This window comes from Nocardioides glacieisoli (genome assembly GCF_004137245.1).
Taxonomy (GTDB): domain Bacteria; phylum Actinomycetota; class Actinomycetes; order Propionibacteriales; family Nocardioidaceae; genus Nocardioides; species Nocardioides glacieisoli.
The window spans coordinates 33,686-58,425 of the sequence record NZ_SDWS01000005.1 but is presented as its reverse complement, the minus strand read 5'-3'; the positions used below and the strand labels follow the sequence as shown (position 1 = coordinate 58,425).

18 protein-coding genes and 3 tRNA genes are annotated in these 24,740 nt (G+C 71.0%); 10 read left to right on the top strand and 11 right to left on the bottom strand.

What is annotated here, in order from left to right:
- The first annotated feature begins 103 nt into the window (after positions 1-103).
- The gene (gene eccCa, locus EUA06_RS11850) at positions 104-4,114 is read left to right on the top strand and encodes a type VII secretion protein EccCa (protein WP_242498110.1); all 4,011 of its coding nucleotides are present in this window, start codon (positions 104-106) and stop codon (positions 4,112-4,114) included.
- Positions 4,115-4,267: 153 nt separating this feature from the next.
- Here the strand turns inward: eccCa and EUA06_RS11845 are convergent, their stop codons facing one another.
- Positions 4,268-5,980 (bottom strand): helicase HerA-like domain-containing protein, encoded by a 1,713-nt coding sequence (locus EUA06_RS11845; protein ID WP_129475836.1) that lies wholly within the window; start codon positions 5,978-5,980, stop codon positions 4,268-4,270.
- A 69-nt stretch (positions 5,981-6,049) separates the two neighbouring features.
- Here EUA06_RS11845 and EUA06_RS11840 point away from each other — a divergent pair, with 69 nt between their 5' ends.
- Complete coding sequence (locus EUA06_RS11840) at positions 6,050-6,346, top strand: type II toxin-antitoxin system VapB family antitoxin (protein ID WP_129475834.1); 297 nt, start codon at positions 6,050-6,052, stop codon at positions 6,344-6,346.
- Positions 6,343-6,846: a LytR C-terminal domain-containing protein gene (locus tag EUA06_RS11835; protein ID WP_129475832.1), complete on the top strand. Its 504-nt coding sequence runs from the start codon at positions 6,343-6,345 to the stop codon at positions 6,844-6,846. Before EUA06_RS11840 ends, EUA06_RS11835 begins: the two co-directional genes overlap by 4 nt.
- An 8-nt stretch (positions 6,847-6,854) precedes the next feature.
- Here EUA06_RS11835 and EUA06_RS11830 read toward each other — a convergent pair whose 3' ends face one another.
- Positions 6,855-8,372 carry a potassium/proton antiporter gene (locus tag EUA06_RS11830; protein WP_129475830.1) on the bottom strand — a complete coding sequence of 506 codons (1,518 nt, stop codon included), beginning with the start codon at positions 8,370-8,372 and terminating at the stop codon, positions 6,855-6,857.
- Positions 8,373-8,547: 175 nt separating this feature from the next.
- On the opposite strand from EUA06_RS11830, the gene EUA06_RS11825 reads away from it, so the two are divergent.
- From EUA06_RS11825 to EUA06_RS11815, 3 genes are all read left to right on the top strand, one after another.
- The gene (locus tag EUA06_RS11825) at positions 8,548-8,958 is read left to right on the top strand and encodes a hypothetical protein (RefSeq protein ID WP_129475828.1); all 411 of its coding nucleotides are present in this window, start codon (positions 8,548-8,550) and stop codon (positions 8,956-8,958) included.
- Positions 8,959-8,960: 2 nt separating this feature from the next.
- Entirely contained in the window at positions 8,961-9,911 is a 951-nt protein-coding gene (locus EUA06_RS11820) for a hypothetical protein (protein WP_129475827.1), read from the top strand.
- Between the two features lie 79 nt (positions 9,912-9,990).
- Positions 9,991-11,316 carry a hypothetical protein gene (locus tag EUA06_RS11815; RefSeq protein WP_129475825.1) on the top strand — a complete coding sequence of 442 codons (1,326 nt, stop codon included), beginning with the start codon at positions 9,991-9,993 and terminating at the stop codon, positions 11,314-11,316.
- Here the strand turns inward: EUA06_RS11815 and EUA06_RS11810 are convergent.
- The 3 genes from EUA06_RS11810 to EUA06_RS11800 all read right to left on the bottom strand — a co-directional run bounded on the left by EUA06_RS11810 (position 11,313) and on the right by EUA06_RS11800 (position 13,781).
- Positions 11,313-12,680, bottom strand: a complete 1,368-nt coding sequence (locus EUA06_RS11810; protein WP_129475823.1) for a vWA domain-containing protein — start codon at positions 12,678-12,680, stop codon at positions 11,313-11,315. The genes EUA06_RS11815 and EUA06_RS11810 overlap by 4 nt on opposite strands.
- Entirely contained in the window at positions 12,677-13,543 is an 867-nt protein-coding gene (locus EUA06_RS11805) for an AAA family ATPase (RefSeq protein WP_479724673.1), read from the bottom strand. Before EUA06_RS11805 ends, EUA06_RS11810 begins: the two co-directional genes overlap by 4 nt.
- 153 nt (positions 13,544-13,696) lie before the next feature.
- Positions 13,697-13,781: transfer RNA gene (locus tag EUA06_RS11800), tRNA-Ser, on the bottom strand.
- A gap of 56 nt (positions 13,782-13,837) precedes the next feature.
- On the opposite strand from EUA06_RS11800, the gene EUA06_RS11795 reads away from it, so the two are divergent.
- The 3 genes from EUA06_RS11795 (at position 13,838) to EUA06_RS23225 (ending at position 14,792) form a co-directional block, all read left to right on the top strand.
- Positions 13,838-14,299: a hypothetical protein gene (locus tag EUA06_RS11795; RefSeq protein ID WP_129475819.1), complete on the top strand. Its 462-nt coding sequence runs from the start codon at positions 13,838-13,840 to the stop codon at positions 14,297-14,299.
- 91 nt (positions 14,300-14,390) lie between these two features.
- A tRNA-Ser gene (locus EUA06_RS11790) sits at positions 14,391-14,484 on the top strand.
- Between the two features lie 173 nt (positions 14,485-14,657).
- Positions 14,658-14,792, top strand: a complete 135-nt coding sequence (locus EUA06_RS23225; RefSeq protein WP_277985668.1) for a hypothetical protein — start codon at positions 14,658-14,660, stop codon at positions 14,790-14,792.
- A 182-nt stretch (positions 14,793-14,974) separates the two neighbouring features.
- On the opposite strand, the gene EUA06_RS11785 is transcribed toward EUA06_RS23225, so the two are convergent.
- The 6 genes from EUA06_RS11785 to EUA06_RS11760 all read right to left on the bottom strand — a co-directional run bounded on the left by EUA06_RS11785 (position 14,975) and on the right by EUA06_RS11760 (position 23,934).
- Positions 14,975-15,982, bottom strand: a complete 1,008-nt coding sequence (locus tag EUA06_RS11785) for a TrmB family transcriptional regulator (protein ID WP_129475817.1) — start codon at positions 15,980-15,982, stop codon at positions 14,975-14,977.
- A 145-nt stretch (positions 15,983-16,127) separates the two neighbouring features.
- The gene (locus EUA06_RS11780; RefSeq protein WP_129475815.1) at positions 16,128-17,963 is read right to left on the bottom strand and encodes a phosphoenolpyruvate carboxykinase (GTP); all 1,836 of its coding nucleotides are present in this window, start codon (positions 17,961-17,963) and stop codon (positions 16,128-16,130) included.
- A gap of 196 nt (positions 17,964-18,159) precedes the next feature.
- Positions 18,160-18,366 carry a hypothetical protein gene (locus EUA06_RS11775; protein WP_129475813.1) on the bottom strand — a complete coding sequence of 69 codons (207 nt, stop codon included), beginning with the start codon at positions 18,364-18,366 and terminating at the stop codon, positions 18,160-18,162.
- The gene (locus tag EUA06_RS11770) at positions 18,366-19,796 is read right to left on the bottom strand and encodes a glycosyltransferase family 2 protein (protein WP_129475811.1); all 1,431 of its coding nucleotides are present in this window, start codon (positions 19,794-19,796) and stop codon (positions 18,366-18,368) included. The genes EUA06_RS11775 and EUA06_RS11770 overlap by 1 nt, the downstream gene beginning before the upstream one ends.
- Positions 19,797-19,798: 2 nt before the next feature.
- Complete coding sequence (locus tag EUA06_RS11765) at positions 19,799-22,054, bottom strand: putative bifunctional diguanylate cyclase/phosphodiesterase (RefSeq protein ID WP_129475809.1); 2,256 nt, start codon at positions 22,052-22,054, stop codon at positions 19,799-19,801.
- Between the two features lie 47 nt (positions 22,055-22,101).
- Complete coding sequence (locus tag EUA06_RS11760) at positions 22,102-23,934, bottom strand: phosphoenolpyruvate carboxykinase (GTP) (RefSeq protein ID WP_129475807.1); 1,833 nt, start codon at positions 23,932-23,934, stop codon at positions 22,102-22,104.
- A 177-nt stretch (positions 23,935-24,111) separates the two neighbouring features.
- Between EUA06_RS11760 and EUA06_RS11755 the strand changes: the two genes are divergently transcribed.
- Positions 24,112-24,184 (top strand) — tRNA-Arg (locus EUA06_RS11755).
- The last annotated feature ends 556 nt before the right edge of the window (positions 24,185-24,740 follow it).

Sequence of the window (24,740 nt, the reverse complement as noted above, 5' to 3'; positions counted from 1 at the left end):
CACCTCTCCGCTGGAGAGATCGAGCACCTCTGCGCAGGAGGGTAGTCGCAGCCGCGACGCCTATCATCGACGCGACTTCATCGGGTGAGGCAACGGGGGACGTGTGAGCACGACACTGCGAGGCGGGCAGCGGCTCGACGAGCCGGAGATGCCGAGCGGGCAGATCGTCCTGCAGCCGCCGCCGGAGCTGCAGGAGGGCGAGGGCGCCAGCGGCGTGCTGATGAACGCCATCCCGATGCTCGGCAGCCTCGGCTCGATCGTGCTCGTCGCGACGATGAGCGGCAGCGGCAACCGCGGGCGCAGCTTCCTTGCAGCGGGGATGTTCCTCTTCGCCACCCTCGGCTTCATCGTCGTCCAGATCGACCGGCAGCGGAAGCAGCGCGCGCAGCAGGTGACGGGCTCGCGCACGGAGTACCTCCGCTACCTCAGCAACATCCGCAAGGTGGCGCGCGAGGCCGCCGACCAGCAGCGCCGCGCCCTCAACTGGCACCATCCCGAGCCGTCCGCCCTGCCGTCCCTGGCCGAGGACCGCACCCGGCTGTGGGAGCACACCAGCACCGACGACAACTTCCTGCACGTGCGCTACGGCCTGTGCTCGCAGCCGCTGTCGCTCGAGCTGGTGCCGCCGGAGAGCGCACCCGTCGACCAGGTCGACCCGGCTGCCGCGTCGGCGCTTCACCGGCTGCTCGTCGTGCACCGGCTCCAGCCCCACCTGCCGGCGTCGATCGACCTGCGCGCCTTCGACCGCATCGAGCTGTGCGGCGAGGCCGACGAAGCCCGCTCGACCGCCCGGGCGATGATCTGCTCGGCCACCGCCTTCCAGAACCCCGACCAGCTGATCGTCGCGGTGCTGAGCTCGGAGCAGAACCTCACGCACTGGGACTGGGTGAAGTGGCTCCCGCACGCGCAGAGCACGCGCGAGGCGGATGCCGTCGGTCCGATGCGACTGGTCTCGACCTCGCTCGACGACCTCGGCAACCTGCTGCCGCCCGACCTGAGCGACCGACCGCGCTTCGGCGCTGACGAGCGCGCGGCGACCCCGCACATCCTGCTCGTGATCGACGGCGGCCACCTGCCGCCCGGCAACCACATCGTGCCGCCCGACGGCCTGCACGGCGTCACCCTCCTGGACCTGCCGGCGCGGTGGGACGAGCTCGAGGACTCGACGCGGCTGCGCCTCGAGTTCACCGGCGGGCCCGACGAGCTCGGCAAGCGGCCGGTGCGCGCGCTGCGGCTGCGGGGCGAGCCGGTCAAGGCGCTCGCCGACCAGTGCGACCTCGCGACCGCGGAGGCCTTCGCCCGACGCATCGCGCCGCTGAAGACCGCGAGCGCCGAGTCGTCCTCGGCCGGCGGCGCCGTCGACATCACCTCGACGACGCCCGACCACATGGACCTGCTCGGCCTCGGCGACATCTTCGCCTACGACCCGGACACCGCCTGGCGGCCACGACCGGTCCGCGACCGGCTCCGCGTGCCGATCGGCATCGGCGACTCCGGCGGCCTGATCCACCTCGACATCAAGGAGTCCGCCCAGCAGGGCATGGGCCCCCACGGCCTGGTGATCGGCGCGACCGGGTCCGGGAAGTCGGAGTTCCTCCGCACGCTCGTGCTCGGCATGGTGATGACGCACTCCTCGGAGCAGCTCAACCTCGTGCTCGTCGACTTCAAGGGTGGCGCGACCTTCGCCGGCATGGCCGACATGCCGCACGTCTCGGCCGTCATCACCAACCTCGCCAACGAGCTCACCCTCGTCGACCGCATGCAGGACGCCCTGTCCGGCGAGATGACCCGTCGCCAGGAGCTGCTGCGCGACGCGGGCAACTACGCCTCGGTCCGCGACTACGAGAAGGCCCGTGCCAACGGCGAGCCGCTCGAGCCGATGCCGTCGCTCTTCATCGTCGTCGACGAGTTCTCCGAGATGCTGTCGGCCAAGCCGGAGTTCATCGACCTGTTCGTCGCCATCGGCCGGCTCGGCCGCTCGCTCGGCCTCCACCTGCTGCTCGCCTCGCAGCGGCTCGAGGAGGGCCGGCTCCGCGGCCTGGAGTCCCACCTCTCCTACCGCGTCGGCCTCCGCACCTTCTCCGCAGGTGAGTCCCGGGCGGTCCTCGGCGTGCCGGACGCCTACGAGCTGCCCGCCGTCCCGGGCCTCGGCTACCTCAAGCCCGACCAGTCCACGCTGCTGCGGTTCAAGGCGGCGTACGTCTCCGGGCCGCCGTCGAGCCGCGCACGGGTCACGCGCGACGAGGGCGGCGGCATCCGCGGCATCCTGCCCTTCACGATCTCCGAGGTGCAGGCCCTCGAGCCGACGCCCGACGACGGCGCCGAGGTCGTCGCGCCGCAGCCGGAGCGGCAGGGACAGGGCGAGCAGCCGTCGCTGCTCGACGTCGCCGTCACCCGGATGATCGGCAAGGGCCCCGAGGCGCACCAGGTCTGGCTGCCGCCGCTCGACGTCCCCGACACCCTCGACGACCTGATGCCCGACCTCGCCGCGCACCCCGAGCACGGCCTGACCTCCCTGCAGTGGCGCAACGTCCCCGGCCTGGTGATCCCGCTCGGCACCGTCGACCGGCCGCGCGAGCAGCGCCGCGACACCATGACGCTCAACCTGACCGGAGCGGCCGGCCACGTCGCCGTCGTCGGTGGTCCGCGGTCCGGCAAGAGCACGCTCCTGCGCAGCATCGTGACCAGCATGGCGCTGGTGACGACGCCGCTGGAGTCGCAGTTCTTCGTGCTCGACTTCGGTGGCGGCGCATTCGCGCCGATGACCCGGCTCCCGCACGTCTCGGGCGTCGCGACGCGCTCCGAGCCCGACGTCGTACGCCGGGTGATGGCGGAGGTCGAGGGCATCGTCGACCGGCGCGAGGCCTACTTCCGCGACAACGGCATCGACTCGATCGAGACCTACCGCTCACGCCGCGCGCAGGGTCGCGCGGACGACGGCTGGGGCGACGTCTTCCTCGTCATCGACGGCTGGAGCACGCTGCGCGCCGAGTTCGACGACCTCGAGATCGAGATCCAGCAGCTCGCTGCTCGCGGCCTCACCTTCGGCCTCCACATCGTCACCTCGTCGACGCGGTGGGCCGACTACCGCGCGGCGATGCGCGACGTGTTCGGCTCCAAGCTCGAGCTGCGCCTCGGCGACCCGCTCGACTCCGAGGTCGACCGCAAGGTCGCCGCCCTCGTGCCGGTCGGCCGCCCCGGTCGCGGCCTGGTGCCGTCGAAGCTGCACTTCCTCGGCGCCCTGCCGCGCATCGACGGCGACGGGAGCGCCGACACCCTCGGCGACGGGGTCGACCACCTGATCGACACGATGGTCGCCTCCTGGCACGGACCCGAGGGCCCCAAGCTCCGACTGCTCCCGGGCAGGGTCACCCTCGAGGCGGTCCGCGAGGACGCCGTGCGCCGCACGGTCCCCGAGCGCCACGTCCTCCTCGGCATCAACGAGAAGGAGCTCGCGCCGATCGGGCTCGACGTCGACGCCGAGCCCCACATGCTGGTCTTCGGAGACGGGCAGTCGGGCAAGAGCGCGCTGCTGCGGGCGTACGTCCACGAGATCATGCGCACCCGCACGGCCAAGGAAGCCCAGATCGTGCTGGTCGACTACCGCCGCTCGCTGCTCGGCGAGGTGCCGGACGAGTACCTCCTCAACTACCTCACCTCCGCCACCCAGGCGACACCGACGCTCAAGGACATCGCGACCTACCTCGAGGGTCGGATCCCCGGCCCCGACGTCACGCCCGACCAGCTGCGCAACCGGTCGTGGTGGACCGGCGCGGAGGTCTACGTCGTGGTCGACGACTACGACCTCGTCGCCACCGCCCAGTCCTCGCCGGTCTCGTCGCTGCAGCCGCTGATGGCGCAGGCCCGCGACGTCGGGCTGCACGTGGTCGTGGCACGTCGTACGGGCGGCGCCTCCCGCGCGCTCTACGAGCCGGTCATCCAGTCGCTGCGCGACCTCGCGATGCCGGGCGTGATGCTGTCGGGTCCGCGCGACGAGGGCATCCTCATCGGCAACCTGCGCCCCCAGCCCGCGCCGGCGGGCCGCGCCCGCGTCGTCACCCGCGACGGCGGCACCCAGACCGCCCAGCTGGCCTGGCTCGACCCGACGATGTGACCAACCGAGCGGTGGCGGAGCCACATTCTCGAGCGATCGAATGTGGGTGGATCACCGCTCACGGGCGCGTCGTACGTCGACACGCGCTCGAGCGGTGGTGGAGCCACCTTCTCGGCTCAAGAAATGTGGGTGGACCACCGCCCGGACGAGAGGTCAGCGGCGACCGGAGCCGAACATCCCCCGCGCGATCTCGCGGGCGGCCGTGCGCATGAAGTCCTTGAACGCGGTCGACTTCACGACGTCCATCACGATGCCGTCGTCCTCCTCGGCCGCCTTCTCCGAGGACTTCTTCGTGACCCGCTCGTTCTTCTGCTCGCGGGCCATCTCCTTGACGCGCGCGTCCTCGGCGGCCTTGCGAGCGCCCTCCTCGAGCTTCTTGGCCAGCAGCTCGCGGGCGGACTCGCGATCGATGCCCTCGGCGTACTTGGCGGTGAGCGGGGAGGCCTTGACCGCCGCCTCCATGCCGTCGGTGGGCGCGGCGTCCATGAGCGACTCGGGCGCCCGGAGGCGGGTCCAGGCCACCGGGGTCGGGGCGCCGCGCTCGTTCATGACGGTGACCACGGCCTCGCCGATCCCGAGCGACATGATGACCTCGCCGAGGTCGTCGTACGCACTGTTGGGATAGGTGTTCACGGTCGCCTTCAGCGCCTTGGCGTCGTTGGGCGTGTGCGCGCGGAGCTGGTGCTGGACGCGGGAGCCGAGCTGGGCGAGCACCTCGTCGGGCACGTCGGTGGGCGACTGCGTGACGAAGAAGACGCCAACGCCCTTGGAGCGGATCAGCCGCACCGTCTGGGCGATCTGGTCGAGGAACGCGTCGCTCGCGTCGTTGAACAGCAGGTGCGCCTCGTCGAAGAAGAACACCAGCTTGGGCTTGTCGAGGTCGCCCTCCTCCGGGAGGTCGTGGAAGAGGTCCGCGAGCAGCCACATCAGGAAGGTCGAGAAGAGCGCCGGGCGGTCCTGGAGGTTGGGCAGCTCGAGCAGGCTGATCACGCCGCGGCCGTCGTCGGTCAGCCGGAGGAAGTCCTTGGTCTCGAACTCCGGCTCGCCGAAGAACACGTCCGCACCCTGGGCCTCGAACGACACCAGCTCGCGCAGGATGACGCCCGCGGTCTGCGGCGAGAGCCCACCGATCGTCTTGAGCTCGGCCTTCCCGGCCTCGTCACCGGTGAGGTACTGCAGCACCGCGCGCAGGTCGGCGAGGTCCAGCAGCGGCAGCCCGTTCTTGTCGCAGTAGTAGAAGACCAGGCCCAGCGAGGACTCCTGCGTCTCGTTGAGGTCGAGCACCTTGGCGAGCAGGGTCGGCCCGAAGGCGGTCATCGTCACCCGCACCGGTACGCCGATCCCCTGGCCACCGATCGCGTAGAACTCCGTCGGGAAGCCGGTCGCCGTCCACGTCTGGCCGACGCTCGAGGTGCGGGCCGTGAGCTTGTCGCTGGGCTCGCCCGGGACGCTGAGACCGGACAGGTCGCCCTTGATGTCGGCCGCGAACACCGGTACGCCGTTGGCGCTGAGCTGCTCGGCCAGCAGCTGGAGGGTCTTGGTCTTGCCGGTGCCGGTGGCGCCCGCGACCAGGCCGTGGCGGTTGAGCATCCCGAGCGGGATCCGGATGTGCACGTCGCTGAGCTCGTCGGCGTTCAGCATCAGCCCACCGAGCTCGAGCGCGGGCCCCTCGAACCGGTAGCCCGGCGCGACGGCCTCGGAGATCGGGTCGGTCGGGGCCGGCGCCTCCGGCGGAGCGGCCGGCTCGGTCACCGCCTCGCCTGCGGCGGCGTCGGCGGGCGCCGGCGCAGCGGGTGCGGCCTCCGCGCCGGGGGCCTCCGTCGGCGTCTGCTCTGGCACTGGCGTCGTCCCCGGGGTCTCGCTCATGCGAGCGAGCCTAGTCACGGCGGCAGACGACGACGAGGGTCGTGTGGTGCCGTCGTTATGATCACCGGCGTGATCTTCAAGCGGGTGGGCCTCGGCCGGCCCTACCCCGACCACGGGCTGACCTCGCGCACCTGGGCCGACCTGCCCCCGCGCCAGGTGCGGCTCGACGAGCTGGTGACCACCAAGGACACCCTCCAGCTCGACACCCTGCTCGACGAGGACTCCACCTTCTACGGCGACCTCTTCGCCCACGTCGTGCAGTGGAAGGGCGACCTCTACCTCGAGGACGGTCTCCACCGTGCCCTCCGGGCCGCGCTCCAGCAGCGCAGCGTCCTCCACGCCCGGGTCCACAAGGCCGACGGATGACGGGCGCGCTCAAGTCGGCGCTGACCCTCGCCGTGCTGGCCGCGCTCGTGCTCGTCGCGGCGGTCTGGGGATGGGGGGCGCTCACCGAGCCCCTGCCGGAGGACGAGCCGGTCGCGATCTGCGAGCCCACCGACGTCGCCGCCGGTGGCGAGGTGCGCCGCGACCAGGTCGTGGTCAGCGTCTTCAACGGCAGCAAGCGCTCCGGCCTCGCCGGCTCGACGATGGCCGAGCTCGCCGAGCGCGGGTTCGTCGAGGGTGACGTCGGCGACGCACCGCTGCCTACGGCCACCACGCAGATCTGGTCCTCGGAGCCGACGAACCCGGCCGTGCTCCTGGTGCAGAAGCAGTTCAAGAAGGCCAAGATCGTCCCGGGCGACCCGATCGGCGACGGCATCGTCGTGGTAGTCGGCGAGAAGTTCAAGGCCCTCAAGGGGAAGCAGGTCGAGTCGGTGCTCGCCGAGGCCGACGCGACCTACTGCCGGGCGACCGGCTCGGAATAGACCCGGAGCTAGTCCCTGTCGTGGCGGCGCGGGTCGCCGAGCCACTGCGCGAGCCGGCCGTTCTGCGACACCTGGCGCAGCCGGTCCTCGGTCGCCTCACGCAGCTTGCGGGGAGTGACGACGAGGAGGTCGTCGCCCGAGCGCAGGACCGTACGACGCTCCGGCACCAGCGAGCTGCCGCTGCGGATCACCAGCGAGACGGAGGCGCCCTGCGGCAGGCGCAGCTCGCCCACCTCGACGCCGTGCATCTTCGACGTCGGCGCGATCGTCACCTGGAGCAGGTCGGCGGCGACCCGGTCGAGGGGCGCGGCCTCGACGTCGAGGCCGCGGGGCTCGTTGCGGCGCGCGACCCGCAGCCGTTCGGCCGCCCAGGGCAGCGTCGGCCCGGTGAGGAGCGTGTAGACCACGACCATCACGAAGACGATGTCGAACAGGTCGTCGGCGCCGTCGACCCCCTCCGAGAGCGGGATCGTGGCCAGGACGATCGGCACCGCACCGCGCAGCCCGGCCCACGAGATGAAGCCGAGGTCGCGCAGCGGCATCGGCTGGGCGATGCTGCTGGCGAGCACGGACAGCGGTCTCGCGACCACCGTCAGCACGAGCCCGGTCACCAGCGCCTGCACCACGGTCTGGGCGTCGATCCGCCCGGGCGACAGGAGCAGTCCGAGCATCACGAAGAGGCCGATCTGAGCGAGCCACGCGACCCCCTCGGCGAACGACCGGGTCGCCACCCGGTGCGGCAGCTCGCTGTTGCCGAGGATCAGCGCGGCGACGTAGATCGCAGCGAACCCGGAGGCGTGCACGGCCGACGCGGCGCCGTACGCCGTGAACGCCAGGCACAGGACCGCCAGCGGGTAGAGGCCGGAGGAGGGCAGCGCCGCGCGGCGCATCACCCACGCGCCGGCCAGGCCGCACACCGCCCCGATCAGGGCTCCGGCGAGCAGCTCGAACACGATGATGCCGGCGACCTCGAGGAGCCCGGACTCGGCCGCGGCACCGGTCGAGATGATGCCGACGAGGACGACGGTCGGGGCGTCGTTGAGCCCCGACTCGGCCTCGAGGGCGCCGGTGAGCCGCTTCGGCAGCGGGAGGGCACGCAGCACGGAGAACACCGCGGCCGCATCGGTGGGCGAGCAGATGGCGCCCAGCAGGATGGCGAGCTCCCACGGCAGCCCCAGGAGGTAGTGCGTGCCGACCGCCACGACCGCGACCGAGACCGCGACGCCGACGGTGGCGAGCGACAACCCCAGCCGGATGCTCGGGCGCATCTCCCGCCACTCCGTGGTGAGACCACCCTCGGCGAGGATGATCGCGAGGGCACCGAAGCCGAGCGCGTGCGCCAGCTGGGCGTCGTCGAAGGGGATCTGGAAGGGCCCGCCCTCCCCGAGCAGCACGCCGATCAGGAGGTAGATCAGCAGCGACGGGAGCCCCGCGCCCGCCGAGACCCGCACCGCGAGGATCGCCGCCAGCGTCACGACCGCGCCGACCAGCACGAACACGTCGAGCTGGTGGACGTCGAATGTCATGCACACCTCGTGCGATCGGGCGGAGATCCGGGGCGGACGGGGGCGGCCAGAGGCTCCGATCCTATCGGTGGCCGAGCGGTGTCCCGGCCGTTGTCCGGGGCACGATGGTCCGCAGCGACGACGTTTGGACGAGGTCCGGACGGGGTAGGCGTCCTCCGACGAAAGGGTGTGATCGATGTACGGCGACACCGCTGCCGGCCGCAAGCGCGTGGCCCAGCTGCGCGAGCAGGCCGGGGACGTCCGTGGCCTCGCTGCCCGCCTCGTCTCGCAGGCCGAGGCCGTGCCGTGGCACGGCAAGGCCGCGGAGGCGATGCGTGAGCGCATCCGCGAGCGCGCCGGCCACCTCCGTGCCGCCGCCGCCCAGCACGACACCGCCGCCGAGTCGCTGTCCGCCCACGTGTCCGAGGTCGACCGGCTCAAGGAGGCCATCGACCTGCGCTCCCGCAAGGCCACGACGCTCGTCGAGGACGCCCGCACCCGCGCGAGCGAGGGCGCAGCGGCCGACGACGACGCGGTCCTCGTCTCCTTCGACCCTCCCCCCACCGGTCACCGCGACTGGCTGACCGTCGAGCTCCCGGGACTCTGACCATGGTGACCATCGACCTGACCACCCCGCCGGCCCCGCCGGCGACCTTCCTCGACGGCATGGCGCGGCGCCTCGCGCTGACCCTCCCCGAGCTGCGCCTCGTCGCCGACCTCGCCGGCGGGGCACCGCTCCCCTTCGACCTCCAGCCCACCGAGCACGCGGCCGGTGGCGCGGGCGGCCTGTCCGGTCGCCTGGGTGCGAGCAGGGGCTCGACCGAGGACTCGGCCTACACCGACGCGCTCGGCACCCTCCACGACCCCGAGGAGACGATGCGGCGCCGGGGGCTCATCACCGACGACGGCGCCGACCCGGGCCTCCTGGGTGCCGTCGGCCTGCTGGCCACGCCCCGCCTCGCGCTCGACCTCGACGTCGCGGCCGGCGCGACCCAGGTGAAGGCGTGGCACCGCCAGTCCGGTGGCGCCGTCGCCAGCCTGTCGACCTGCGACGGCATCGTCTTCGAGATCGCGTGGTTCCCGGTCGACCAGTGGACCGTCGAGCTCGCTCGGGTCACGACCGTCCCGGAGGACCTCCCACTCACCACCTCGCGCGTCCCGGCCCTGCTCGACGTGCCCTATGCCCTCGCCGACTCGGTCGGCGAGGCCGTCCGCTCCCACCGCTCCGACCTCGTTCCGATCCTCATGTCCCAGGCCGTGGGCGAGGTCCGAGCGGACGGCGAGGTCCTCACCGAGGCCGAGGCCACCGCCGCCGTGTCCGCGGTCCACGCCGAGAGCCGCGGCCGGCTCCGCATCCTCGCCGCCGAGGTCGCCGAGGGCGCCACCTCGTCGGTCGGGGTGGTCTCGTGGGTGCTGCTCAACGATGGCTGGCACTCGCTCACCCCGCGCCACGACGACGTCGCCCGCGTCTCCGTCGCGATCGTCGAGCCCGACGACCTCGCGACCGAGCTCGCCCCCGTGCTCGCCCAGGTCTCGACCCGAGAGGATGTCGCCCGATGAACTCACCCTCCGACGTTCTCTCGCTCCTCCGCTCCGCTCCCCCACTCAACAACGCCGCAGGGACCCCGAGGTGAACGCCATGGACATCCCCCGCACGTCCGGCGACGACACCGCGCCCGCCGCCGACTCGTCCGCGTCCGTCGCGGCCGACAAGTACGACCAGATGCTGGCGCTGGCCGACCTGTTCGACTCCTCCGGCAACGAGATGCGCACCCGCGCCCGCCTCGGCACCGAGATCCTCGGCGACGACGACGTCGTCGACTCGGGTGCGCTGTCGAAGGCCACGTGGGGCCAGGCCGAGGAGGACATCCGGGCCGCGCTGACGGGCAAGCACGGGCTGCTGACCCGTTCGGTCGAGCTCGACGCCGACGCGCTCGTCGTACGTGCGACGGTGCTGACCTACCGCTGGATCGACGAGCTCCAGCAGGCGGCCTACAAGACGCTCGGCTCCATCGCTGGCCGGGCCATCGGCTACCTCGCCCCCGAGGTCGCGCTCGGTGGTGCCATCGTCAGCGCCGGCCTGATCGAGACCGACGCGCTGGACCGCGACGGCGTCGCGGCCTACCTGAGCGAGCTCGCCGACAACAACCCCGAGCTCATGGAGCACCTCTCCGGTGGTGGCGGCCTGCTCGACGGCCTCCACATGCGCTCCCTGCTCACCGCCGGCGTGCTGGCCTCCGACCAGGGCGCCCACGCTGCGCGCGGCGGCCTACGGGCGATCGGGGTCGAGCCGTTCCCGACCGACGCGGTGTCCGCGTTCCGCGACTCGGCAGGATCCTTCGTGGAGGCCGAGGAGCCCGAGGCCGAGGCCGAGGCGAGCTCGGGCCAGGCACCGCGCTCGCTCGAGGAGCTGCTGGCCACCCTGCTCGCCGAGGACGCCAAGATCTCGGTCCAGCGGGTCGGGACCGGCCGCTACATCGCCTACCTCCCGGGCTCCCTGGGCGTCGGGACCGGTCGCCTGCGCCTCGTCGGCGCCGACCCGAGCACCTCGGTCGCCCAGGTGATCCGCGCGATCGAGAAGGTCGTGACCGAGGACGACGCCCGCGTGATGCTGGTGGGCTCCGCGGCCGGCGGCACGGTCGCCGCGGAGATCGCCGCCGCGGCGAGCTCGCCCCGCTTCGTCGTCGACCAGGTCGTCACGGCCGGCGCACCGTCCTCGCAGGTGCCCCGGATCCCCGAGGCCACCCGCGTCCTGTCGCTGGAGGACCGCTCCGACCCGGTCGCGCTCCTCGGCTCGCTGATCAACGCCGCGACGCCCAACCGGCTCACGGTCGTGTTCGACGGCGGTGCGTCCGCGGGCTCGGAGCTCTACGTCGCCGGCGCCAAGGCGGCCGACACCGCCGAGCACCCCGAGCTGCGGGCCGAGATCGCCCGGATGCAGGAGCTCGGCTACCTCGCGGGCTAGGCGATCTGGTGCACGAACTCCCCGAGCTGGGCGAGGTTGCGGCACTCGACCATCGGCACGACCTGGCCGTACTGGTCGGCAGCGCTGTCGCCGGTGCCCCAGTGGCGCGGGTGCTCCGGGTTGAGCCACCACGAGTGGCGGGCCCGGCCGGCGAGGTCGGCGAGCACGGGCAGCGCGAGGTCGCTGTAGTTCGAGCGCCCGTCACCCAGCACCAGCAGCGACGACCGCGGGCCGATCGCGTCGGCGTGCTCCTCGGCGAAGCGGGTGAGCGCCCGGCCGTAGTTGGTGCGTCCCCACAGCGCGGCCTGCGAGATGCTCGCCGACAGCGACTCCATCACCTCGACCACGTCGGCGCCCGGCCGGAACGTGTCGCTCACCTCGACGACGTCGTCGACGAAGGTGAACGCGCGCACGCCGCTGAACGCCTCGCGCAGGGCGTACACCAGCATCAGGGTGAACTGCGCGAAGTTGGCCACTGACCCGCTCACGTCGCAGAGCACGACGAGGTCGGTGCGGTGCGGGCGTCGCGGCCGGTGGTGGGTGGTCAGCGGCACCCCGCCCGTGGCGATGGATGCGCGCACCGTGCGGCGTACGTCGAGCGGGCCGCGACGCTGCGCGTGCTGCTCCTTGGTCAGCCGAGCGGCGAGCCGGCGCGCCAGCGGGTAGATCTCGCGACGCATCTCCTCGAGGTCGCTGCGCCGCGCGGCGGTGAAGTCAAGGCGGTCGATGGTCGGCCGCACGGTCACGTCGACGACGTGCTCGGGCCCCTTCTCCTCGGCGATGCGCCGGCGGGCGTCGCCCTCGACCAGCCGGGTGAAGTCGCCGATGCGTCGACCGGCCGTCCGCTGCGCCCGCTCGTCGTCGAGGCCCGAGGCGAGCAGCCCCTGCACGAGACGGTCCATCAGCTCCGCGGGCGAGACCCGCTGGAGGGAGGTGTACGCCGACCAGCTCGACAGCCCCGGTCCTCGGCCGGGCATCGCGCCGAAGCGCGCCACCGCCTCGACTGCAAGGTCCTGCAACGCCTGCTGGTCGCCGGCAGCCAGCGCCTCCGCCAGCGCCTCGCGAAACCTGGCCAGCTCGGGTCCGGTGTCGGGCGGTCCGTCCGACGCCGGCTCCGCCTCCTCACCGGCGACCCCGCCGCCGATGAGGCGCGGGTAGTAGATGTCGAAGACCGCGTCGAAGGTCACCCGCTGCGGCTGCCGCTTCACCAGCGTCGCTGCGTACGCCGCCCGCACGGTCTCGCGGTCGTGCCACGTCACCTTCTCGAGCGCGCTGATCGCGTCGAGCCCCTCGGCAAGAGACACCGACAGGCCCGCCGAGCGCAGCGCCTCGACGAAGCCGATGTGGGTGTCGAGAAGGCTCATCGAGGGAGCTGCAGCTCCTTGATCGCCCGCTGCTGGTCGGAGGCGTGCTTGAGCACGACGCCGAGGGTGCGGGCGACGGTGGCCTCGTCGAGGTCGCCGATCTGGAGGGCGATCAGCGTGCGCGCCCAGTCGACCGACTCCGCGATCGACGGCGCCTTCTGGAGCTCGAGCTCGCGCAGTCGTACGACGACGTCGACCAGCTGGGCGGCCACCTTGTCGTCGAGGCCGGGCACCTGGCTGGTGACGATCGCCTTCTCGCGCTCGGCGTCGGGATAGTCGAGGTGCAGGAACAGGCAGCGTCGCTTGACCGCCTCCGACAGCTCGCGGCTGGCGTTGGAGGTCAGCACGACGAACGGTCGGCAGATCGCGCTGATCGTCCCTAGCTCGGGGATGGTGACCTGGAAGTCGCTCAGCACCTCGAGCAGCAGGCCCTCGACCTCGACGTCGGTCTTGTCGACCTCGTCGATCAGCAGCACGGTCGGCTCGTCTCGGCGGATCGCGCTCAGCAGCGGACGGGTGAGCAGGAACTCCTCGGTGAAGATGTCGTCGTGGGTCTCGCTCCACGAGTCCCCGCCGCCGCTGGCCTGGATCCGGAGCAGCTGCTTCTTGTAGTTCCACTCGTAGAGCGCGCGCGCCTCGTCGAGGCCCTCGTAGCACTGCAGCCGGACCAGCTCGGCGCCCGCCGCGCGCGCCACCGCCTTGGCCAGCTCGGTCTTGCCGACACCGGCCGGACCCTCGACCAGCAGCGGCTTCTCCAGCGCTCCGGCGAGGTACGCCGTCAGCGCGGTCGCGTCGTCGGTGAGGTAGCCGGCCGCGCGCAGCCGCGCGGTCGCGTCGTCGGCGGAGTCGAACCAGGTCGTCACGGTCGCGAGCCTAGTGGCCATGTAACGGGGTGGCGGCCGTGCTCCCAGGCGAGGGGGCTGCTGGCGCGTGCGCTCGCTGGCGCTCACGCTCTTCCGTTCAAGACGTCGCGCTGCGCCCTCCGCTCCGCGGAGGGCGCAGCGACGAGGCCTCAGCAGAGAGGGCGGGATTCGAACCCGCGGTAGGTCTCCCTACGACCGCTTTCAAGGCGGTTCCGATCGGCCGCTCCGGCACCTCTCCTCGTGCAGCGCAGAGGCGCCGCACACCGCGCGACTCTACCGTGGGAAAATCACCGGGTGAGCACCGAGACCGTCACCGTGCACCGCCTCGCACCCGCCGTGGCGGCGCGCCTGCTGGGACTGGTGCTGTGCGCGGTCGCCCTCCTGATCCTGGCCAGCACCGTCGCGATCGCCGTCGTGGACCTGCACACCGTCTTCCTCCTGGTGCCCGTCGCGATCACCGTCGCCGTCCTGGCAGCGAGCTGGTGGGTGTGGCGCGACAAGGGCTGGGTCGCCCGGTTCACCGACGAGGGCTACCGCGTCCAGTGGGTGCGCGGTGTCGGCACGGCATCGGGTCGGTGGAAGGACGTCGAGGACGCCGTCACGACGACCATCGCCGACGCACCCGTCGTCGTGCTGCGCCTGCGCGACGGACGTACGACCACCATCCCGGTCGAGGTGATCGCCACCGACCGCGAGGAGCTCGTCCGCGACCTGCAGCGGCACCTCCGGCGCGGGCAGGGCCTGCGACCGCTCTGAGCGCCACCCGAGCAACCTGCCGAGCGACCTGATTCGGCGCACCCGCGCTGAGCCTTGTAACCTTCTGTCCGCCCGGCCAACAGCCGGGCATGGAGGCGTCGCCTAGTCCGGTCTATGGCGCCCGCCTGCTAAGCGGGTTTGGGGCTAAAACCCCATCGAGGGTTCAAATCCCTCCGCCTCCGCCACAGACCGGCCCCCCATTCGGGTGAGGGGGCCGGTCATCGGCAGCGTGCGCCCTTTTGCAAGATCCTGCAATGCACAGACCTGCACCGGCATCGCACTGACGCTGCCGGGGAGCGTGCGAGACAATTGATGTGTCATCCCCTGTGACATCGTGACAACTAGAGGTGAAACCACTATGACCCCAGTACGCCGCATCGCCGCCGCCGCCCTCGTGGCCGCGCTTGGATTCGGAGCCGTCGGTCTCGGCGCCGCCCCGGCCAACGCCGGCATCGACACCTCTTGGGGCGGCAAGATCAAGGCCGGCCGCTGATTCGACTCGTGCCATGATGTGCACGTAAGAAGAAGCCGGGACACGGACCCCTCAACCCCCCACGAGTTCTGGTCCGCTGGCCTCCCCCACAGGCCCGTCCCGGCACGAGGGCAGCAGCTCATCGAGCTGCTGCCCTCGCCTCTATTTCCCGGCAGGTCGCAGCAGCCCGGTGTCCCGGTGGGTCAGCGCGCCGGCTCGTCGGTCTCGCGACCGGAGATCCCGCGCTTGCCCATCTCGTAGCCGAGCTGGAACCGGGTCTCCACCTCGAACTCGCTCTTCAGGTCCGCCACGTAGCCTGCGTAGGTCCGGGGGCTGACGCCCAGGCGCTTCGCCCCGGCGGGGTCGGCGCGGCCCTCGAGCAGCATCCGGATCGTCATCGCTCGCTGCTCGGTCGCGATGTCGCGCATCAGTGAGGTCTCACTGCTGGTGAACGGGCGGGCGCGCTCCCAGTGGCGCTCGAACATGTCGACGAGGTAGCCGACCATCGACCGGTCGCTGATCACCATGGCCGTGTGGACGCCTTCGTGGCTGGGGATGATCGCGACCCGTCGGTCCACCACGATGAGGCGGTTGAAGAACTCGTCCAGGGTGCGCACCTCGGCGCCGGCGGCGGTCACCGCGGCGACGTACTTGCGGGTGTCGGCACCGCGGCGCGCGGCGTGCTGGTAGAGCGTGCGCATCTTGACGCCGCGCTTGAGCGCGGCGATGTCGCGGGCGCCGACCTCGGCCCCGAGCTGCTTGACGCCTCGCAGGTCCTGCGGCTGGGCCGTCAGGAGCTCGATCTCGGCGTCGCTGACGAGCGAGCCGAGGAAGTTGCCGATCGTGTCGAGCCCGCGGATCTCCGCGAACGGCCCGCCCACGGCGCTCGGGGAGCGACGCCAGGCGTGCGACAGGGTGCTGAAGGCCTGGGCCCAGTGGGCCGACTCGGCGATCAGCTCCGCGCCCTGCTGGCCGAGCGGCGCGACGACCTGCGCCTGCACCGCCGCCGGGTCGACGGCCCGCCAGTGCACGCCGTCGTCGCTCTTGTTGACCAGGCCGACCTCGACGAGCAGGTGGAAGGCCTCGTGGAGCTCACTGCGCTCGGCGATCCGGGCGTCGGCGGCGCTGATGCCGCCCGAGGTGACGATCTCCTCGTAGAGCGGGGTGGACTGCTCCTCGAACACGGCGCGTTCGTGCTGCCCGAAGGGCATGACTCACCTCCCACGTTCCCACGAGACCCAGTGTGAGGATGGTGCCACACGGGTCCCAGCGAGTGTCAGGAAAGCGCGTCGACCCGCCTTCCTGGCCGAGGAAGACGGGTCGACGTGCGCTGTGCGCCGCGGATCGGGTGCCGGATCAGGCTTCGAGGCGGGCCTTCAGGGTGTCGAGCTCGCTCCAGAGGACGGCCGGGAGGTCGTCGCCGAACTTCTCGAACCACTCCTCGATCTGCGGGATCTCGGCCTTCCACTCCTCCGCGTCGACGGCGAGGGCCTGGGCGAGCTGCTCGTCCGTGAGGTCGAGGCCGTCGACGTCGAGCGAGCCCGGCGCCGGCACGTGGCCGATGGGGGTCTCGACCGCGGCGGCCTGGCCGTCGAGGCGCTCGATGACCCACTTCAGGACGCGGCTGTTCTCGCCGAAGCCGGGCCACAGGAAGTCACCGTCGTCACCGCGGCGGAACCAGTTGACGTAGAACATCCTCGGCAGCTTGGCCGCGTCGTTGTCCTTGCCGATGCCGACCCAGTGGCTGAAGTAGTCGCCGGCGTTGTAGCCGATGAAGGGCAGCATCGCCATCGGGTCACGGCGTACGACGCCCACGGCGCCGACGGCGGCCGCGGTGGTCTCCGAGGAGAGCGTGGCGCCCATGAAGGTGCCGTGGTTCCAGTCGCGGGCCTCGGTCACGAGCGGGATCGTCGTCTTGCGGCGACCACCGAAGAGGATCGCGTCGATCGGCACGCCGCGCGGGTCGTCGTACTCGTCGGCGAGGATCGAGCACTGCTTGATCGGGGTGCAGTAGCGGCTGTTCGCGTGGGCCGAGAGCTCGGTGGACTCGGGCGTCCATGGCTCGCCCTTCCAGCTGGTCGCCTGGGCCGGGGTGTTCTCCAGGCCCTCCCACCACACGTTGCCGTCGGGGGTGAGGGCGACGTTGGTGAAGACCGAGTTGCCCTTGCGGATGGTCTCCATCGCGTGCGGGTTGGTGTGCTCGTTGGTGCCGGGCGCGACGCCGAAGAAGCCGAACTCCGGGTTGACCGCCCACAGGCGGCCGTCCTCGCCGATCCGCATCCACGCGATGTCGTCGCCGATCGCCTCGACGTTCCAGCCGGGGATGGTCGGCTTGAGCATCGCCAGGTTGGTCTTGCCGCACGCGCTCGGGAAGGCCGCGGCGACGTACTTGGTGACGCCCTGGGGCGAGGTGAGCTTGAGGATGAGCATGTGCTCGGCGAGCCAGCCCTCGTCGCGCGCCATGACGGAGGCGATGCGCAGCGCGTAGCACTTCTTGCCGAGCAGGGCGTTGCCGCCGTAGCCCGAGCCGAAACTCCAGATCATCCGCTCCTCGGGGAACTGGACGATGTACTTGGTGTCGTTGCACGGCCATGCCACGTCGGCCTGGCCGGGCTCGAGCGGCATGCCGACCGAGTGGAGGGCGGGCACCCAGGCGGGCGACTCGCCGGCGGCCTCGAGCTCCTCGATGCGGCGCAGCACGTCGGTGCCCATGCGAGCCATCACGCGCATGGAGACGGTGACGTAGGCCGAGTCGGTGACCTCGATGCCGAACATCGGCTTGTCGGCCTCGAGGTGGCCCATCACGAACGGGATGACGTACATCGTGCGGCCGCGCATGCAGCCGGCGTAGAGCCCGCGCATGAGCTCCTTCATCTGCTCGGGGTCCATCCAGTTGTTCGTGGGCCCGGCGTCGCGCTCGGCGACGGAGCAGATGTAGGTGCGGTCCTCGACGCGCGCCACGTCGGTCGGGTCGGACGCCGCGTGGAAGGAGTTCGGCATGACGTCGGGGTTGAGGCGCGTGAAGGTGCCGGTGGCCTCGAGCGAGGCGGTCAGCTCGGCCCACTCCTCGTCGGAGCCGGTGCACCAGTGGATGCGGTCGGGCTGGGTCAGCTCGGCGACCTCGGTGACCCAGGCGACGATGCCGGGGTGAGTCGTCGGGGCGGAGGTCGTGGTCTCGGTCGTTGCGGACATCTAAGGATTCCTTCAGCGTTCGTCGCGGTTCGCGCGGCCTCGTTGTCGGCGACTTTCCGGGGACGCTAACGCTTGTGAATCGGTGCACGAATTGGATCGTGCCAAGGGTTGTGACCTGGATCTCGTAGCCCACTTCCGCCGTTCTTCGACGGAACTGGCCACGGCACCGAGCCCGACGCGGGGCGCCGTCACGCGTTCACACCGGGGCGTCGGGGTCGATGCTGCGGGTCTCGGAACGGCGGTTGCGTGTGCTGATCCAGTCCTGGACGTAGACCTTGGGCAGGATCTTCGCGACCGAGAGGGTCACGTAGAGGATGGTGTTGATGGCGACGAAGGCGGCCAGCACCGCGACGAACTCCTCGCGCAGCGCGCTCTCGGGCAGCAGGATCCCCCACACGTGCATCAGGTCTCCTCCACGCGCAGAGCGTGGCTCGGCTGGACCACGTGCTTCCAGGCGGCCTGCTTGGCCAGGGACAGGTCCCAGACCCCCTTCACGTACACGACATTGAGGAACATCGCGTAGAAGAGCTCGGGGAAGAGCGTCAGCGCGAGAAGTCGCGCCTTCCAGCCGCCGCGCCACACGGTGACGAGCCGCTCGAGGGTGAAGACGAGACCGACGCCGATCCAGAACGGGAACCACACCCAGGTGTCGGTCGCGACGACCATGAGCACGATCAGCCCGAGGTAGGTGGCCAGCGCGATCACGCCGTACCCGATCCCCAGCTGCTGCGCCCAGTAGCGGAAGGTGGCCGGGCGCAGGCCGTAGGCCCCCAGGTTCTCGAGGGCGCCGCGCTGCCAGCGCAGTCGCTGTGCCCAGAGTCCCCGCCACGTCGGCATCACCTCGGTGACGACCGTGCAGTCGGGCGGCGAGACCATCAGGGCGCCGAGTGACTTGAGGGCGATCGTCAGCTCGTTGTCCTCCGTCAGGGCGACCGTGTCGTAGACGTCACCCGGGATGCCGGGCAGGTTGCGGCCGCGCTCCTCTGCCACCGCCCGGAGGGCACGCGAGCGGAAGACGGACGCGGTGCCGGTCAGCACGAAGACCCGGCCACGTCGTCGCTTGAGGTCTCGCTGGTAGCGGGTGTACTCGTTGCGCTGGAACAGGCCGATCAGCCCGCCGCCCTCCTCGCCGTAGAAGAGCCCGCCGACGGCCATCAGGGCTCGGTCGTCGCCCAGGCGCCGTGCGGCTGCCTCGAGGAAACCCTGGTCGAGCGACGTGTCGGCGTCCATGACCATCACGCAGTCGTTCTCCCCCATGCCGGGGAGGACGCGGGCAATGGCCTGGTTGAGCCCGCCGGCCTTCTTCTTGTCGTTGTCGACCGTCTCGAACACCTCGACACCGGCCTCGCGCGCGAGCCGTACGGTCGCGTCGGTGCAGTTGTCCGCCACGACGATGATGCGCGCGGGCGGATGGGACTGGGACCGCAAGGAGGCCAGGGTCTCGGTGATGCACCCCTCCTCGTTGTGCGCGGGCACCAGGACGGTGATGGTGACCGGCCCCGCGTAGCGGCCGCGCGTCTGCGCCATCACCAGCTTGGGCGCGAGGGGCAACCGGTCGGGGTCCTGGCTGCGGCGGGCGCGAGTGGCGATCCACCGCTCGAGCGACGCCACGCCGGCCGCCAGGAGCAACGCCAGGCCCGCGGCAGCCATCACGACCCGTGGCGACGGCACCTCCGTGTCGTAGAAGACCTGCCAGGCACCGAAGAGCAGCCCCTCCTCCGGGCTGCGGCCGGCGCGGGGACCACCGGCAGCCACGGCGAGCCACAGGAGGAGCGCGCCCGCGGACGCGCACCCGATGATGGCGAGGCCGACCGAACGTTGGAGCCACTGCATGGTCAGTGCACCGGCTCGGGGGTGGTCAGCCCGGACGGGAGGAACGACGACACGAACTCGTCATAGGGGACGGGCTTGCCGATGAGGAAGCCCTGGGCGAAGTCGACGCCCTCCTCGCGGCAGACCTCGAGGATCCTCGGGTGGGACACGAACTCGGCCACCGTCTGCTTGCCGAGGTCCTTGGCGATGCCGACGATGGAGCGCAGGATCGTGCGGTCGACGGACGACTCGTGCACCTGCGCGACGAACTCGCCGTCGATCTTCACGTAGTCGAAGAGAAGGTGCTTGAGGTAGTAGAACGACCCGAAACCCGCGCCGAAGTCGTCCAGGGCGAACGAGCACCCGAGCTCGGTCACCCGCTCGGCGAAGGCTCGCGCCAGGGCGACGTCGCCGACCGCGGCGGTCTCGGTGATCTCCAGGATCAACGCGGAGGGGTCGACGTCGTGCACGGCGAGGGCGTCCCGGATGCTCTGCTCGACGTCGGGGCGACCGATCGAGTGGCCGGAGAGGTTCACCTCCAGCTCGAACTCCGGGTCGAGGCGGCGGAGCTGCGCCAGCATGGCGACGCTGTGCTCGACCACCCATGCGTCCACCTGCGGCATCAGGCCCACGCGTTCCGCGATGTAGACGAAGCGCGTCGGCGGGACCAGCTCGTCGTCCTCGCGGAGGCGGAGCAGGACCTCTGCCGAGGTGATCCGGTCGTTGGAGAGGTTCATGATCGGCTGGAGGTGGAGCTCGAAGCGATCGTGCTCGAGCGCGGCCTCGATCCGGCTCTGCCACATCAGGCGCGCAGCCGTGCGCGGCCCGCGGGAGTCCCCCTCGGGGAGCAGCGCGACCTGGTTGCGGCCGGCCTCCTTGGCGTCGTACATCGTCATGTCCGCCAACGCGAGCACGTCCGCTGCGTGCTCCGAGGCAGCCAGGAACGTCACTGCGCCGACGCTCGCCGACACCCGGCGGCCCACGCCGTCCAGCGTCGTCGCGTGCGTGCGTACGCGCTCGACGACGAGCTCGGCAACCCTCTGGGCTGCGTCCTGGTCGGCATCGGGGAGGAGGATGGCGAACTCGTCACCCCCGAGCCTGGCCACCACGTCCGTGCTCCGGATCGAACGTCGGAGCAGTCCGGCGATGGTCACCAACAGCTGGTCGCCCACGTTGTGCCCGAGGCTGTCGTTCACCTGCTTGAAGTTGTCGAGGTCCAGCAGCAGCAGTGCCCCCTTCGGCCCGTCCCGACGGCACCGGTCGAGGTGCCGCTGCAGCTCGTTGTCGAAGCGCCGGCGGTTCGCCAGGCCCGTCAGCACGTCGTGGTCGGCGAGGTGGGTCAGGCGGTCGAGGTAGCGACGACGGTCAGAGATGTCGACGACGTTGACCATGAGGATCTCCCCCATGCCCCGGTCGCCGACGACCGTGCTGCTCAGCGAGACGCTGAGGTCGTTGCCGCCCGAGTCCCGCACGGAGCACTCGGCGACGAGGGTCTCCCCCCGGCTGGACATCAGTCGACCGACGTGGTCCTCGATCCGGTCCTCGCCGGGCGTCTCGAAGGCGCCCAGCGAGTGGCCGACCATCTCCGGCGGGTCGAGGCCGACCATGACGGCCATGGCGAGGTTGACCCGGATGATCTTGCCGTCCGTGTCGAGGAGCGCGACCCCGTGCGGGGCGTCGTCGAAGAGCCGCTCCACCCGCTCGTTGGCCGTCCGGGCGCGGCGGGTCTGGCGCTCGAGGTCGCGGACGATGCGCTGGAGGACGGGCGCGATCACGAGGGTGACGGCTGCCCAGACGACGGCCCGCCGCCAGTCCCCGACGGCATACCCCGGCGGCCCGATCGCCACGATCGGGATCACGAACGTGAGGACGGCGAGGCCGCTCGCCACCCACAGCTGGCCGAGCGTGCCGGTGATCGCCAGCCACAGGATGGGCAGCAGGAGCAGGACGGTCATGCCCGAGGAGGAACCACCGGCACCGGCACCGGCCGCGTCGTGCAGCAGCGCCGAGAAGGGGAAGAGGAGGTAGGCGGCCATCGGGTCGAGCCACGAACGCTCGCTCCGACGCTGGCTGGCGAGGTACGCCACCACCACCGGCACGAGGCTCAGCGCCGCGAGCCCCGTGACCCACCACGGCCGCTCGTAGGGCGGGAGGAGCACCGTGACCAGGCCGATGAGGGCCACCACCGCGAAGGGGATGGCCAGGGCGGGCGTGCCTCGGCGCAGGCCCCGGCCAGCACTCGGGACCTGCGCGTCAGTCCTCGCAGTGCGTCGTCTCACCCACACAAGTTAGGCGAGCAGTTGACGTTCTGTGGCAGTTTTGTTAACTATTCCTGAGCGAGATCTTCTGACACGCGGCGGTGGGCCTCCCAGATCTCCTCGGGCATCCGGTCGAACTGGGAGAGGTGCTCCTCGCGGAAGCCCATCTCCTGCTGCCAGCGCTCCTTGTCGATCGACAGGATCCGGTCGAGGTCCTCGGGCGTGATGTCGACGCCCTCGAGGTCGAGCTCCTCCTTGGTCGGGATGATGCCCACGGCCGTACGCCGTCCCTCGACCTCGCCGTTCTTGAGCTGGAGCAGCCAGAGCAGCGGCCGCAGGTTGTCGCGGTAGCCCGGCCACAGGAAGTGGCCGTCCTCGGCGTCACGCTGGAACCAGTTGACGTGCGCGAAGATCGGCTGGTCCTTCGCCGCCCCGACGATGTCGAGGTAGTGGCGTGCGTAGTCGCCCTCGCCGTAGGCCATGAACGGCCGGTTGGACATCGGGTCGTAGCGGAGGATGCCCTCCTTTCCCTCGGCGGCCGACGTGGCCTCCGCACCCAGCGTGAGGCCGTCGTACACCCCCTCGGCGAGGTCGGTGATCGCGCGGATCAGCGGCTCGCGGTCGCGGGTGCGGCCACCGAAGATGATCGCGTCGATCGGCACGCCCATCGGGGCGTCGTAGTCCTGCGCGATGTTGGGGACGTTGGCGAGGGTCGTGGTGAAGCGGCTGTTGGGGTGCGCCCACGGAGCGGGGTCGTCGTCCTTGCGGTCCGCGATCGGCGAGCCCATCCAGTCGAGCCAGCCCTTGCGGGGCGGCTTCTCCTTGGTGCGGCCCTCCCACCACACCTCGCCGGTGGTCGGGTTGTAGGCGACGTTGGTGAAGATGCAGTCGGTGCCGTGGCCGACGGACGCGAGGGCGTTGGGGTTGGTGGTCTCGTTGGTGTCCTTGGCGACGCCGAAGACGCCGTACTCCGGGTTCATCCCGTAGAGCCGGCCCGACCCCTCCTCGACCCACAGCCAGGCGATGTCGTCGCCGTAGAACGACACGTGGTAGCGCTCGCCCAGCGCGTCGGGAGCCGCCATCATGGCCAGGTTGGTCTTGCCGGAGGCGCTCGGGAAGCCACCGCAGATGTGGTAGTCCTTCCCGGTCTCCTTGTCGTAAATGCCGATGAGCATGTACTGCTCAGCGAGGAACTTCCTGCTCGCCCAGCCGTCGTACGCCCCCTGCCGCAGGCCGTGCGCGATCTTGCCGAGCAGTGCGTTGCCGCCGTAGGACGAGCCGAAGTGCAGGATCGTGCGCTCGTCGGCGACGGTGACGAAGTAGCGCTTGTCGCCGTCGGTGCCCTGGCCGAGGTTCTCCAGGTCGCCGGTGACGTGGACCGCGCGGACGAAGTGGCCAGGGTCCTCGAGGTCGTTGACGAACTGCACGCCCACGCGCGCCATCCGGATCATGTGGAGCACGACCGTGCGGGTGTCGGTGATCTCGACGCCGGCGGCCCACGGCGCGAGCGCGTTGCCGGCGGGAGCCATCAGGTAGGGGACGACGTACATCGTCTTGCCGGCGCTGGCGCCGCGCATCAGGTCGGTGAGCTTGGGCTTCATCTCCGAGGAGTGGCGCCAGTTGTTGTAGACGCCCCTGTCCTTCTCGTCGCTCGTCGCGACGATGGTGCGCTCCTCCGAGCGGGCGGTGTCCTTGTGATAGCTGCGGGAGTAGTAGCGCCCCTCGCCGGCCTTCTCCAGCTCGCCGGCCGCGACGGCCTCCTCGAGGAGACGGCGGTCATCGGAGGCGTTGACGACCTCGATGCGCTCGGCGCCGGTGAGCTCGGCGTACTCCTTCACGAACTCGCGGACCTGCGGGTTGGTCAGTCCGGCGTCGTCCAGCGCTGCCTCGAGATCTGCCATCGGCGCTACCTCTCATCGTGCGAGGGCCGTGACCCTCACGTGTGCGGGTGCTAGGCACCCTAGGGCACCCTCTCGGCGGGTGGGACCCGGCTTCGGGGTGGTCCTGATTTCGTCCGCCCCGAACCGGTCGGCTATCCTCAACCAGTCCTCGCGGTGCTTGCGCAGTGCGGGCGACGAGCGCCTGTAGCTCAACGGATAGAGCATCTGACTACGGATCAGAAGGTTTGGGGTTCGAATCCCTACAGGCGCACAACACTCGAAGCCGTAGGTCAGCGCCTCTGACCTGCGGCTTCTTGCACTCGTCGCTCGATCCGGCCGACCGCCGGCGGACCCCGGTGCGCGCTGGGTCAAGGCGCTTGGACACATGGTGGACACACAGGTCCAGTAATGGGCGGTTGCCCGTTCTCAAAATTTTTTCTGTCTACCCGGTACTCCTCCCGGATTTTGTGCCGATAGACCCACACATGGAGAGCAACAGGACGGGCGCCGGGGTAGAGGCGGACGAGCCGATGATCAGCATCGCGGGCCTCGCGGCGTGGCTAGGCGTCTCTGACCACGCTGTGAAGAAGTGGGTCCAGGCCGGCCCCGCCGCCGGCCGCGTTCCCCGCATGTATCGAATCAACGGCCAGGTCCGGTTCCGGCCCGCAGAGGTCCGCGTTTGGATCGAGAGCAAGGCAATCGGATGAGCGTCTGGGGTGTCTACAGCGTTCAAGGGCGACTGGCCGACGGTTCACACACAGCTGCCAGCAACCGGGCCGCGAAGGCATGGTTCGTCAGGTGGCGTGTCGACGGGGCCGCACGTCGTC